Here is a 13250-nt window from a genome sequence, read left to right as displayed (position 1 = left end):
CCGTGCCGGAGGCCCTGGCCCTCACCGGCTGCGAGGCCTGGACCCCTCTCGAGCGGATCCCCGACGCCCTCCTTCTCGTCGAAGGAGGGCGTTTCGCTTACGTGGGGCCGAGGAGCGCCCTCCCCCTTCCCCCCGGCGTCCGCCGCGCCGACCTCGGGGGCGCCGCCGTCTGCCCGGGCTTCGTCGACCTCCAGGTGAACGGCCTGGGGCCCGAGGCCGTCCTCGGCGCGGACGCGGAGGGCCTCCTCCGCCTGGCCCGGGAGCTCGCCCGCCGGGGCACCACCGCCTTCCTCCCCACCGCCACGACCGCCCCCCCCGAGGATCTCCTGCGCGCCGCCCGGGCGGCCCGCGAGGCCTGGGAGCGCCAGCGGCGCGGGGCCGGCCGGGGCGCCGCCATCCTCGGCCTCCACCTCGAAGGCCCCTATTTCAACCCCGCCATGCGCGGGGCCCATCCGGCGGAGCACCTCCGCCCCGCGGATTTGGAGGAACTCGAGCGCATCGGGGAGGCGGCGGGGGGCTTCGGCCCCTCGGGCCGTCCCGGGCTCCGCCTCCTCACCCTCTCGCCCGAGGCGGGGGGCGCCCTGGAGGCCGCCCGCGCGATGAGCGGGCGCGGCGTGGCCGTGGCGATGGGCCACACCGCCGCCACCGAGGAACAAGTGGAGGCATTCATCGAAGCCGGCGCGCGCTTCGCCGTCCACGCCTTCAACCGCTACGGCGCGCCGGGCGGAGGCCCGCCCGATCACCGCGCGCCGGGGCCCATGGCCGCGGCCGCCTCGGACCCGCGCCTCATGGCCGGCCTCATCGCGGACGGGGTCCACGTGCATCCCGGCGCGATCGCCTCCTTCGCGCGGGCCCGGGGCTGGGAGCGCGTCGTCCTCACCTCGGACCTCGTCTCCGACCGGGGCCTCTCGGGAGAGGGCGCCTCCGCGGAGGGCGCCGCCGTGCGGCGCGGAGGCATCCTCTCCGGGAGCCGCCTCTCGCTGGGGGAGATGCTCCCGAACTACCGGAGGTGGACCGGCCTCTCCCCCGGCCGCGCCGTGGCCGCGGCCACCCAGCAGCCCGCCCGCCTGCTCGGGCTCCAGGAGGAGGCGGGCCGCCTCCTCCCGGGCACCCCGGCCGACCTCTGCGTCCTCGATCCCGCCACCCTCGCGATCCGGGCCGTGATGGCGGGGGGAGAGTGGGTGATTTCATTTGCGGCGCCCTAGCGAATCCACCATAATGCGGCGGAAAGAATTGTTTTTGCGGCCTTCTGCGGCGTTTTTCGCCCTGCCGCCTGCGCGGGGTCCGGCCCAATGCATGACCTCTTGTTCCGCGGCGCCCTGCTCTACGACGGGGAGGGCGGAGAGCCCTATCCGGGCGATCTGGCCGTCTCCGGGGACGCCATCGCGGCGGCGGGCCCCCGGGTGGAGGGCCCGGCCCGCCGGACCATCGACGCGCGGGACATGGCGCTCTCGCCCGGCTTCGTCGACATCCACGGCCACTCCGATTATTACCTCCTGATCAACCCCACGGCCGAGGCCAAGGTGCGCCAGGGGGTGACGACCGACGTCGGGGGCAACTGCGGCTACTCCGCCGCCCCCATCGGGGGCCCCGAGGCCCGGGAGCGCGCCGGGAGCTACCGCGAGCAGTACGGCCTGGAGCTCCCCTTCGACACCCTGGATGGCCACCTCCGCCGGATGGAAGAAACCGGCATTTCGGTGAACTACGCCCCCCTCGTGGGCCACAACACCGTGCGCGCGAGCGTGATGGGCGGGAGCGCCCGGCCCGCCACCGCCGGGGAGCTCGCCCGGATGGAGGCCATGGTCGCCCAGGGGATGGCCGAGGGCGCCTTCGGCCTCTCGACCGGGCTCATCTACGCCCCGGCCTGCTTCGCGGACCGGGGGGAGCTGACCGCGCTCTGCCGCGTGGCGGGCGCGCGCGGGGGCCTCCTCGCCACCCACATGCGCAGCGAGGGCGGGGGGCTGCTCGAGGCGATCGAGGAGGTCATCGGCGCGGCGCGCGACGCGGGCCTCCCCCTCCAGATCAGCCACCTCAAGACTGCGGGGGAGAAGAACTGGGGCAAGCTCGACGCCGCCTTCTCCCTCATCGAGGAGGCGCGGGCGCGCGGGCAGGACGTGACCAGCGACCGCTATCCCTACACCGCCTCGAACACCCACCTGAGCGCCTTGCTGCCCGACTGGGCGCACGACGGGAGCCTGGAGGAGAGGCTGGCCCGCCTCCGCTCGCCCGAGAGCCGGGCCCGCATCCGCGCGGAGATCCTCGCCGCCCACCCCGAGCCCGAGTACTGGGAACGCGTCCTCATCAGCCGCGCGTTCACCGGGAAGAACGCCGGCTGCGAGGGCCTGACCCTCGCCGGGCTGGGCCTCCGGCGCGGCCTCGACCCCTGCGAGGCGATGATGGACCTCCTCGCCGAGGACCGGCTCCAGGTGGAGATCCTCATCTTCATGATGAGCGGCGAGAACATGCGCCGCATCCTGAGGAAGCCCTACGTCATGGTGGGCTCGGACGCCGGGGCGCTCACCCACGAGCCGCCGCTCGGCGCGGGCCGCCCCCATCCCCGGAACTTCGGCACCTTCCCCGCCGTGCTCGGGAACCTCGCTCGCGACGAGGGCCTGCTCCCGCTCGCCGAGGCCGTCCGCAAGATGACCTCCGCGCCCGCGCGGCGGCTGGGCATCCGGGACCGGGGCGTCCTGCGGGCGGGCTTCAAGGCCGACCTCGTGCTCTTCGACCCCGCGCGGGTGCGCGACCGCACCACCTACGAAACGCCCATGGCCTATCCCGAGGGAATCGAGATGGTCCTCGTGAACGGCGTCCCCGTCGTGGAGGGCGGAGCCCATACCGGGGCCCGGCCCGGGCGCGGGCTGCGCAAGCCCGCTTCGAACGGCGGCCGGACGCCATGATGGGCCTCTACGGCACGCTGGGCCTGGTGGGCCTCCTCGCGGGGGCCTGCCTCGCCGCGCTTTGGCTCTACCACCGGCGCGCCGGGCGCCGGGGGAGCTTCCCCGCCGACGCCTGGGAGCCCTATCTCCAGAAGGGGGGACAGCCCACCCCCTGGGGGACCGGGGTGCCCGAGGAGGTGGAGAGGGTCGCCGGCGGAGACGAGGCGCCCCAGGAGCCGGAGAGGCAGTACGTCGCCTCCTCCCGCGCCTCGGACGGCAGCATCCCCTCCCGCATGAAGGCGCTCGAGGCCATCCCCATCAGCGCCGGCGAGGAGCGGCGGCGGGAGGAGCAGAAGCGCCAGATGGAGGCCGCCAGCGTGCCCAAGCCGCTGCGGCCCCCGGATGAGGCGGAGGGCGGCGAGGAGGCTCTCGACCTCATTTCCTCCGCCCCCGCCGGGCCGCCGCGCGCCCCTGGTCCTCCGCCCGCCCCGCCGGCTTCCATCTCTCCCGGTCCCCGGGAAGCCCCCGCGTCTCACGGCGGCGCCTCGTCCGGCAACGGGGGGCGCAGGCCCTGGTGGGAAAATCTTCCCGCCCCGAAGGAGGCGCCCTTCCGGCTCACCGTCGCCCAGCTCATGGGCCTCGCGGTGACGGACGCCGCCGCGCCCTCCTCCCCGGCCGCCCCCGCCGATCCGGCCGCCCTGCCCTGGCGGCCCCACATCTCCGTCTCGCCGGAGGAGCGCCCCCCCCTGGTCTCGGAGGCCCTGGCGCCCGCCCCGCCGGCCCGGGACGAGGAACCGGCCCGGGAAGAGGGGGAGGAAGGCGACTTCCTCGGCCTCGGCGCCGGGGAAGCCCCCGCGTACTCCGGTTTCGACGAGGCGGCGGCCGCGCTGCCCGGGGAGCCCGCCTCCGCCGCCCCCGGGCCGCCGCGAGAGCCCGAGAGCGCTCCGCCCGGGGCTGGCGAGGCGGCGCCCGAGGAAGTCTCCCTGTTCGACGAGGAAGCGGCCGCGTCGGAGGCGCCTGCCCCGGACCTGTTCCTGAAGGAGGAGGAGACGGCGCCCTTCCCCGCCGAGGAGGAGGAGGAACCGGACGCCCCTCCGGCCGCTTCCCGCGCCGTCCCGCCCGCCGCTCCCATCGGGGACGCTCCGGTGTTCGCGGAGGAGCCTGGTGAAACAGCGGGCGAGGGGAGCGCCGCGGGCGGAGAGGGCGCCGCCGGGGAAGAGGCGCTCTTCCTGATGGACGAGGAGGCGATCGAGGAGGCGCCCGCCGCTCCCCGGGAGGCCGGCGAGGCGCGCCGCGCGCCGGAGGAGGCGGATTTGCCCGCCCTTCCCTCCGAGGAGGAGGAGCCGGACGTCATCGAGGAGGCCCGCGCGCCCGGGGAGGAAGAAGGGGCCATCCTCCTCGAGGAGCTGGAGGAGGAGCCTCCCGCCGCCGCCGCGCCGGCCCCCTCCGCCCCGGCTGAAACCGAAACGGGGGAGCGGCCGCCCGATCTACCCTCCGAGGAAGAGGGCGGCGCCGATGTCTTCGCCGTCCTGCGGAGCGAGCGGGGCCTGCCCGAGGAGGACGTGTCCGAGGAGCCCATCGGCAACGCGCTCCTCTACGAGGAGAACGAGGCGCTCGAGAACATCTCCAAGCAGGGAGAGGTCGCGCCCTCCCCCGGCCGCCCCGGGGAACCTCCCGCTCCTCCCCCTCCCCCCCTTCCCGAGGCGCCCGCCCTCCCGGCGGCGGAGTCTCCTTCCGCGATGCCGGACGAAGACGATCTCCCGCGGGAGGAAGAAGAAGCGCCCGTCCCGGCCGCCTCCCCGGCCGACCTCGTGCGCAAGCTCGCCGCCGACCATTGCCCGGGCGACCTGCTGTTCGCGGAAGAGGGGGAGGTCCGCCTCCCCGCCTGGGCGCAGGGGGTGACCCAGGCGGCGCTCACCGACCTTCAGGAGCGCCAGGCGGGCAAGGCGGCGGTCCAGCCCGAGGAGTACATCCGGCTGGGGATCGTGGAGCACCTGCTGGGGCGCCACGACGAGGCTTCGAGCCACTTCAAGGAGGCGCTCCGCCGGGCGCGGCGGCTGGGCCCCGTGCTGAACGCCCTGGCCGTGGCCACCTTCGCGCGGGGAAAGGTGGATCCCGCCATCTCCTACTGCAAGGAGGCCGTCCGCGAGGCGGGGGGCGACGCCTCGCTCCGCGCCGCCGCCTTCCGCAACCTGGGGTACTTCTACCAGGTGAAGGGCGACCACGCCCGGGCGGCCGAGGCCACGGCCTCGGCCATCGAGGCGCTGGGGACGAAGGGGGACCCGGCCCAGCTCTCCCGCCTCCACCTGCGGGCGGGCCAGCTCCTGAGGCGGCTGGGGGACGCCGGGCGCGCCCGGGAGCACCTGGCGGAGTCGGCCTCCCACTTCCGGAAGTCGGGCGAGCACGCCGAGTGGGCGCGCGCCCTCGTCGCCCTCGCCTCGGTCCAGACCCAGCTCGGGGACGCCGACGCGGCCCTCAAGAACCTCGAGGAAGCCTCGCGCGCCTGCCGCGAGATGGGCGACGCGGCGGGCGAGGCTCTCGTGCTGGGGCAGATGGGGGGCACCTACACCGCGCTCGATCAGTTCACCCGCGCCCTGAGCTACTACGAAAAGGCGGTCGCCATCCACCGGGAGCTCGGCAACCGCAAGGGCGAGGCCGCGCACCTGAGCAACATCGGGAACATCCACTACTTCCGGGGGGACCTCGAGGAGGCCGAGGAGGCCTACGAGCGGGCGCTCCGGATCAACCGCGAGGAGGATCACCTCGTCGGCCAGGCCACGAGCCTCGGCAACCTGGGGCGGCTCCACCTCGAGCAGGGCGCCCTCGACAAGGCGCGCCTGCGCCTAACCGAGGCGCGCGACCTGTTCAAGGAAGCCGGCTCGGAGGAGCAGCTCGAGAAGGTGCGGGCCATGCTGGAGGAGGTGGACCGGGCGCAGGGGCTGTAGGGGGAGGGGTCAAGCGAGGCGGGACCTGCCGCCTCTTCTGTTCTCCCTCACCCCCTGGGAGAGGGCCGGGGTGAGGGCTTCGTGGGGGCGCAGAACGCAGGACGCCAAAAAGGTAGGGGCGTTCCATGGAACGCCCCTACGGAAGCGGCCGGCGATGTCCCTTCGCAGGGGCGGGTTTCAAACCCGCCCGTACAGATTCTCGCTGGCGGCAGACACCCCCTCACCCCTCCCGCTTGCCCTTCAGGCGATCGTCGGCCTCCCGCAGCTTCTGGGAGAGGTCCCTCGCGAGGCTCGCCGCCACCTTGAAGCCGAGCGAGGGGAAGACGTTCGTCAATATCTCGCGCTCCACGCAGAAGACGAGAGTCTTCTTCGCGGCCGTGGCGGTGGCGTTCCTCGGGGTGCTCTCCAGCACCGCCATCTCTCCGAAGCAGTTCCCGTCGTCGAGTGTGGCGATGGGGGCGCCTCCCCGGCTGATGGCGACCTCCCCGAAGATGATGAGGTAGAAGCAGTCGCCCATCTCCCCCTCCTGGAAGATCACGTCGCCCGGCTCGTAGGAGCGCCGGCTGCACAGCCGGAGGAACCACACGAGCTCCTGCGGGCTCATGCCGGAGAAGAAGGAGTAGGAGCCCCGGAGCTTCGCGAGCAGGCCTTCCATGTTCGGCCCGCCCTCGCGCATGATCGGCGCGGCGTCCAGGGCGGGGTTCGGGGGGCGGGGCTCCGGCTGGGCCGGCTTGGGCGCCTGCATGGGATGAAGCCTCCAAAGGGGAAAAAAGGGAGAGGGCGCGCCCGGCGTCGCGGGCGGTTTTTCGCTCCCCTGGGGTGCCTCTAATGATGGGCCGTTAAGGCCAAATTGCCTGGCCCTCTTGGCCGCCTCCCAGTTCGGCCTCCCTCTCCCTCCGGGAGAGGGCCGGGGTGAGGGAAGATTCGGCGGTACGGGATTCCACTCCCTCACCCCCAGCCCCTCTCCCAAGGGGAGAGGGGAGCGGGGCTCAACGGGGATGATTTCTGCGCCCGGCGTCGCGGGCGGCCCGGCTATTTTTCCTGCTTGCGGATGAGCTCGTTCGCCTCGCGGAGTTTCACGGAGAGCTGGCGCGCCATGCCGACCACCACCTTGAAGCCCAGCACCGGGGCCCGGGTGGCCAGCACGCTGCGGGAGATGGAGAAGAGGAGGGTGTTCCCCAGCGCCAGCGCGGTCGCGTTGCGGGGGGCTTCCTCCAGGATGGCCATCTCGCCGAACACCTGCCCCGGCCCTAGCCGGGCGACTTCCGTGTTCTCCACCATGATGCGCACCTCTCCCGACACCACAAGGTAGAAGGTGTTGCCGAGCTCGCCCTGGGAGAAGACTTTCTTGCCGTCCTCGAAGGTCTCCCGCTTGCACAGCTTGAGGAACTGGCCCACCTCGTCCTCGAGCATGTCCGAGAAGAAGAGGTAGGTCTTCTGCAGCTTGCGGATGAGGGCCTGGAGCTGGGGTGGGACGGCCTCCTTCTTGAACGTGAGCTTCTGGAAGGCGGGCTGCTGGCCGGGTTCGTCGGGCATGTCCCTTATCCTCCGCCGAGGGCGAAGCGCTCCGTCAGGCGCCCGAAGACCCGCGCCGCCCGGCGCAGCTCCTCGATGTCGACGAACTCATCCGGCCCGTGGGCCTGCTCCACGTTGCCCGGGCCCAGCAGGAAGCACTGCCGGCTGCCCGTCCGCGCGGCGGCCAGCCCGGCATCGGAGTAGTAGCTCACGCCCGCCGGCTCGGGCGGGGCGCCTGCCGCCTCGGCCAGCGCGCGGGAGAGGATCGCGCCGCCCTCGCTCCCCAGGTCGGAGAAGATGGGGGGCCGGTCCACCGAGAGGGCCCGCACCTCGGCGGAGGTCCCCGGCGTCTCCGCGCAGGCGGCCCACGCCGCGCGCTCGACCAGCCCGCGCGCGTCCGCGACGCCCAGCGGCGGCACGAAGCGCACATCCGCCTCGAGGCGGCAGCGGTCCGCCACGATGTTCGTCTTGCGGCCCCCCTGGACGACGCTCGCCACTACCGTCGTCCGGCCGAGGAGCGGGTCGGACGCCTTCAGGGAGGCGGCCTCCGCGTGGAGGCGCAGCACCGTCCGCGCGCCGGCGAGGACGGCGTCCGCCCCCGCGTGCGGCACCGAGGCGTGGGCGCTCCGCCCCGAGATCAGGACCTCGTACCACATCGCGCCCTTCTGGGCGGTGACGAGCCGCATGCGCGTGGGCTCGCAGGCCAGCACCACGTCGCGCGCGCCGATGCGCCCGCGCTCGATGGCGGCGGCGGCGCCCCGCATCCAGGGGCTCTCCTCGTCCACCACCAGGCAGCAGCGCACGGTGCGCAGGGGGCGGGCGCCCGCGTCCACTTTTTTCTTGAGCCCCCTGAGCGCCACGAGGGCGGCGGCGAGGCCGCCCTTCATGTCGCATGTCCCGCGGCCCCAGAGCCTGCCCTCGGCGCATTCCGCCGCGAAGGGATCGCGCGTCCAGCCCTCGCCCGCGGGCACGGTGTCCATGTGGTTCAGGAAGACGAGCGCCGGCTGAGCGGCCTCTCCGGCGATCTCGGCCACCACGTTCTCGCGCCCCTCGGCCACGCGGTCCCGCTCGACCGGGAGGCCCAGCCCCCGCAGGTAGTCCTCCAGCCAGTCCGCCACGCGGGCCTCGCTTCCGGTCGGGTTCTCGCTCGGGATCCGGACGAGCTCGCGCGTCAGGGAGACGGCTTCGTCCTGGAAGGGGGCGTCCATGCGGGCTCCTTGGGAGGCCATGCCGTATTATGCCCCAGATTCGGGGTTTCGAGCTGTAAGGCGCCTCACTTTTTGCGGGAGGCTCAGGGAGCGGCCTGGAGCCGGTCCCCCGGCGTGATGTGCCCCAGCACGACCTCGCGCTTCGCCCCTGTCGCCGCCGGGACGTTGGCCGGAATCCCCTTCAGCGCCGCCCAGCCCAGGAGCGCGAACGCCACGGCCTCGACCGCCCCGGGCGGCACCCCCCGCTCCGCGCTCGATCGAACCGGGATGGGCGCCAGGCGCTCGCGCAGGCGGCCCAGGAGCGTCTCATTTTGATATCCGCCCCCGCCCACGATTATCTCCGCGGGGGGAGCCTCCCTCGGCAAAAACCGGCGGACCGCCTGCGCCACGCACTCCGCCGAGAAGGCGGTGAGGGTGGCGATCTCGTCCGGCGGGGAATCGCGCTTGCGGAGCCGGGCGAGCGCGCCCTCGAGGAAGGCGGCGCCGAAGGTTTCCCGGCCCGTGCTCTTGGGAGGAGGGAGGTGGAGGAAGGGGTGCGCCATCAGGGCGGCGAGGGCCTCCTCGTCCACCCGGCCCCGGGCGGCGAGGGCCCCCCCGCGGTCGAAACGCTCGGCCCCGCCGGTCCAGCGCTCGACGTAGCCGTCGATGGCCATGTTGGCGGGCCCGCAATCGAAGCCGAAAAGCCCCGGCCGCCCCGCCGGCGGGATGTAGGTGAGGTTCGAGATCCCGCCCAGGTTGAGGAAGGCGCAGGGCGCGCCCGGCCGCTCGAAGAGGAAGCGGTGGGCCCAGGGGGTGAGCGGGGCGCCCGAGCCCCCGGCGGCCACGTCCCGGGCGCGGAAGTCCGCCACCACGGTCAGCCCCGTGCGCTCGGCGATGACGGCCGCGTCCCCGAGCTGGAGGGTGGAGGGGAGAAGGGGGCCGTCCGCCCCTTCGCCTCCCTCGGGCAGGTGGCGCACGGTCTGGCCGTGGCTCCCGATGAATCCCACGCGGTGGAAGACGACCCCCGCCGCCGCGAGCAGCTCGAGCGCCGCCCGGGCGAAGGCCTCGCCGATCTCGCGGTGGAGGGAGCAGATCTCGGCCGTCGAGGCCCCCGGCTCCCCCGCCGCGCGCAGGATGCGCTCGCGCAGGCGGGGCGGGTAGGGCGCGGAATGGAAGTGGGCGAGCTCGGCCTTCCCCGCCGCGATCTTGACCAGGGCGGCGTCCACGCCGTCGGCCGAGGTCCCCGACATGAGGCCGACGCCCAGGGTGTGCGGGGATTCCCTCATGAGGGGGAGCCGGAGGCGCGGCCGACGCCGTAGACGCGGCGATACTCGCGGTAGTAGCCGAGGACCCGCTTCACGTACTCGCGCGTCTCCTGGTAGGGGATGCGCTCGATGAAGACGGCCATCGGCTCGTCCCCCCGCTTCTGCCACCAGCGCCTCACCACGTTGCGGCCCGCGTTGTAGCTCGCGATCGCGGGGACGAGCTCCCCGCCGAACTCCTTGACGAGCCCCGCGAGGTAGAGGGAGCCCAGCCGCACGTTCAGCTCCGGGTCGAAGAGCTGGCTGTCCGACGCGAGGCTGAGCTTGACCCGCCGGGCGAGGCTGCGGCCCGTCCCGGGCATGAGCTGCATGAGGCCCATCGCCCCGGCGGGGGAGAAGGCCCTGGGGTCGAAGGAGCTCTCGGCCTTGATGATGGCGTTGACCAGGAGCGGGTCGACGCCGTCCACCTGCCCCGGCCCGGCCCGCAGGGGGAAGATCGCCCGCCAGAACTCGGGCGGCAGGTCCGCTCCCCCCGTCCGGATGGCGCCGCGGAACTGCCCCTGGAGGATCGGCGCCGCGCGCTCGTGGAACCCCCGGCGCGAGAAGGCCATCGCCGCCCGGTAGCGGAAGTAGGGCGAGGGGCCCAGCCGCTCGTATTCCTCCCCCGCCAGGTGATGGAGGCCCATCGAGGCGAGCAGCTCCGCCGCGCGCCAGTGGGAGAGCGCCCCGGGCTCCAGGGGCCCGGCGGGTGGGGCGTTCCACTCCCGGAAGCCCGCCTCGCCCGGCGGGGGCGGCGAGGCCGCGCCCGTCAGCCCCTCGCGCGCCAGGCGCCCGAGAGCCTCCAGGCAGAGGTGCCCGTAGTATTGGTGGCGGCCCTGGCGCACGCAGTCGCGGTAGTGGGGAACCGCCCGGTCGCGCTCGCCCGAGCGCTCCGACGCCGCGCCCGACCAGTGGAGCGCCGAGGGGACGAGCGGGTGGTCCGGGTAGCGGCGGACCAGCTCCTGGAAGCCCTTGAGGGCCGCCGCGTCGTCGCGCTCCTCGAACCGCACCCAGGAGAGCTGCCACAGCGCCTTGGGCGCGAGCGGCGAGGCGGGGTACTGGCGGATGAGCTGCTCGAAGTACTTCGCCGCGAGGTCGCGCTCGCCGTCGTCGCCGTGCACGTGGGCGAGGAGGTTCAGCCCCCGGGCCGCCCAGGGGGAGTTCGGGCTCTCCTGGAGGAGAAGCTTGGCGTCCTCCTCGAAGGCGAGTTTGTCGTCAGCCCGAAGGTGATTGCGCATGAGGTGGTAGCGGGCCTCGGCCCGGGCGGGCGAGGCCGGGGGCGCGCTGCGCACCGCCTCCTCGAGCGCGATGCGGGCCTCCGCGGTGCGCCGGAGGGAGTAGAGCGCGATGGCCATGCGGTGCCGGACCTGTCCCGCGTAGGGGGAACCCGGGAACCGGCGGTCCAGCTCGCGGTAGGCCTCGAGGGCCTCGCGGTGGCGGTGGAGCCGCTGGAGGCGGCGGGCGCGCAGGTAGTGGTCCGGGGCCTGAAGGGGGGGGAGCGGCGGCTTGGCCAGGAGGGCCAGGCCCTCCGCGCGCCCGATCGCCTGGGCCGAGAGCGGGCTCTCGGGGAGGTCCAGCCAAAGCCGCCGCCAGGCGAGCGCCGCCTCGCGCGGGTCGCCCGCCTCCTCCAGGGCCTGGGCGAGGAGCGCGAGATGGGCGTCCGCCCGCTCGTGGTTCGGGTAGAGGCGGAGGAGGCCCCACAGCCATTTCGCCGCCTCGCGGGGCGCCGCGCGCCGGAGGGCGAGGCGGGCGAGGGTTTCGTGCGCCTGGGGCGCGTGCGGGTGGCTGGGGTCGGCCTTCAGGAGCTCCTCGAGGGCACTGCGGGCGGCCTCATCGTCCTTGCGCTTCTCCGCCGCGAGGGCCAGGAAGTAGAGGGCGTGGCTCTTGAGGTCGGGGGCCCGCTCGAGCGCCCGGCGCAGCCGGGGGATGGCCTCCTCCGGCCGCCCCGCCTGGAGATGGGCGTAGCCCTCGAGGAAGGCGCGGCGGCCGTCCGGGCCGTCCGGGATGGACTCCAGCGCCCGCAGCAGCGCGGGGAGGTCCTCGCGCTCCGCCGCCGAACGTACCCCCTCCGGCATGGGCACGACGTGAGGCGGGGAGGCGGGCGCGGCGGAGAGCTTGGGCGGGGCGGGCTTGGAAGGGGCGGCGAGCGCCGGGCCGGCGGCCAGGAGCAGCCCCGCGAGGAGGAGGGCGGGGCGCCTCATCGCCTCCTCCCGGCGGCCTGGAACTCGGCCTGCACCCGGGAGCGGGCCTTCGCGTTCAGGAGGATGTCGGCGCCCGTCATGGCGAGCGCCTTGGCGCCCAGGAGGAGGGCCTTGCGGCCGGGCGCTCCCCCGGCCGCGCGGGCGAAGGCCGGGGTGTGGGCCGAGACGCCGGCCGGCACCATCTGGATCTCGGGATGGATGGTGGGCGCCGCCTGGCTCACGTTGCCCACGTCGGATGAGCCCATGGCCAGGGGCGGCAGCGGGTCGGGCTCGCGCACCCCGAGCCGGCGGAGGTTCTCGCGGAAGAGAGAGGCGAGGGAGCGGTTGACGCGCATCGGGGCGTAGGCGACGGGATTGCGCCAGATGCGCAGCCGGGCGCCGGTGGCCCGGGCGGCCCCCCGGGCGCAGTCCTCCACCCGCCGGGCGAGGGCCTTCACCCCCCCGGGGGTCGTGCTCCGGACGTAGAACCAGGCCGAGGCGCGGGCCGGGACGATGTTCGGGGCCTCCCCTCCCTCGGTGATGACGCCGTGCACGCGGTCCTCCGGGGGGATGTGCTGGCGCAGGGCGGCGACGGCCTGGAAGGTGGCCAGGACGGCGTCCAGGGCGTTGATGCCTCTTTCCGGGGAGGCCGAGGCGTGCGCGGCCCGCCCGGTGAAGTGGAAGCGCAGCTCGTTCAAGGCCAGGAAGTTCACCTCCGCCCGGGTTTCTCCCGCCGGGTGGAACATCATCACGGCGTCCAGCCCCCGGAAAAGGCCTTGTTTCGCGAGGAAAACCTTACCTCCGCCCGCCTCCTCGGCCGGGGTGCCGGTCACCACCACCGCCCCCGCCTCCGGCCCCACGGCCCGGGCCAGCGCGGCCCCCGCCCCGGCGCTCGCCACTCCGATGACGTTGTGCCCGCAGGCGTGGCCCAGGCCCGGCAGGGCGTCGTATTCCGAGAGGAAGGAGACGGCCGGGCGCCCGCGCCGGGCGGGGCGGCGGGCCTCGAAGGCGGTCGGAAGCCGGCCCACCCCTTTTCGGACCTCGAAGCCCTGGCCCTCGAGGAAGGCGCAGAGGCGGCGGCAGGCGCGGTGCTCCTGGAGGCTCGGTTCCGGGTCCCGGTGGATCTCCCGGGAGAGCGTCCAGAGGTCGCCCGCGAGGCTGTCCACGCAGTCGACGGCGTTTTTCTTTGCGCGCTCCAGGGCGTCCACGCGCAAACCTCCGTGGCGGGCGGGTGCCGGGGGAT

Annotated in this window: 9 protein-coding genes; 3 read left to right on the top strand and 6 right to left on the bottom strand. The window is 74.4% G+C overall.

Going from position 1 to position 13250, the window contains the following annotated elements:
• The first annotated feature begins 2 nt into the window (after positions 1-2).
• From HYZ11_10785 to HYZ11_10775, 3 genes are all read left to right on the top strand, one after another.
• Complete coding sequence (locus HYZ11_10785; GenBank protein MBI3128079.1) at positions 3-1205, top strand: amidohydrolase family protein; 1203 nt, start codon at positions 3-5, stop codon at positions 1203-1205.
• Positions 1206-1292: 87 nt separating this feature from the next.
• Positions 1293-2900 carry a D-aminoacylase gene (locus HYZ11_10780; protein ID MBI3128078.1) on the top strand — a complete coding sequence of 536 codons (1608 nt, stop codon included), beginning with the start codon at positions 1293-1295 and terminating at the stop codon, positions 2898-2900.
• Positions 2897-5824 carry a tetratricopeptide repeat protein gene (locus HYZ11_10775; GenBank protein MBI3128077.1) on the top strand — a complete coding sequence of 976 codons (2928 nt, stop codon included), beginning with the start codon at positions 2897-2899 and terminating at the stop codon, positions 5822-5824. The genes HYZ11_10780 and HYZ11_10775 overlap by 4 nt, the downstream gene beginning before the upstream one ends.
• Positions 5825-6044: 220 nt before the next feature.
• Here HYZ11_10775 and HYZ11_10770 read toward each other — a convergent pair whose 3' ends face one another.
• From HYZ11_10770 to HYZ11_10745, 6 genes are all read right to left on the bottom strand, one after another.
• Positions 6045-6569 carry a cyclic nucleotide-binding domain-containing protein gene (locus HYZ11_10770; GenBank protein ID MBI3128076.1) on the bottom strand — a complete coding sequence of 175 codons (525 nt, stop codon included), beginning with the start codon at positions 6567-6569 and terminating at the stop codon, positions 6045-6047.
• Positions 6570-6856: 287 nt separating this feature from the next.
• Complete coding sequence (locus HYZ11_10765) at positions 6857-7360, bottom strand: cyclic nucleotide-binding domain-containing protein (GenBank protein MBI3128075.1); 504 nt, start codon at positions 7358-7360, stop codon at positions 6857-6859.
• A gap of 5 nt (positions 7361-7365) precedes the next feature.
• Positions 7366-8547 (bottom strand): M20 family metallopeptidase, encoded by a 1182-nt coding sequence (locus HYZ11_10760; protein MBI3128074.1) that lies wholly within the window; start codon positions 8545-8547, stop codon positions 7366-7368.
• Between the two features lie 83 nt (positions 8548-8630).
• Positions 8631-9812: an anhydro-N-acetylmuramic acid kinase gene (locus HYZ11_10755; protein MBI3128073.1), complete on the bottom strand. Its 1182-nt coding sequence runs from the start codon at positions 9810-9812 to the stop codon at positions 8631-8633.
• Positions 9809-12028, bottom strand: coding sequence for a transglycosylase SLT domain-containing protein (locus HYZ11_10750; GenBank protein ID MBI3128072.1), 2220 nt, complete (start codon positions 12026-12028; stop codon positions 9809-9811). The genes HYZ11_10755 and HYZ11_10750 overlap by 4 nt, the downstream gene beginning before the upstream one ends.
• Positions 12025-13215, bottom strand: a complete 1191-nt coding sequence (locus HYZ11_10745; GenBank protein MBI3128071.1) for a M20 family metallopeptidase — start codon at positions 13213-13215, stop codon at positions 12025-12027. Before HYZ11_10745 ends, HYZ11_10750 begins: the two co-directional genes overlap by 4 nt.
• Between the last annotated feature and the right edge of the window lie 35 nt (positions 13216-13250).

The organism is Candidatus Tectomicrobia bacterium (assembly GCA_016192135.1).
GTDB lineage: Bacteria > UBA8248 > UBA8248 > UBA8248 > UBA8248 > 2-12-FULL-69-37.
This window is presented reverse-complemented; position numbering and strand designations above follow the sequence as displayed.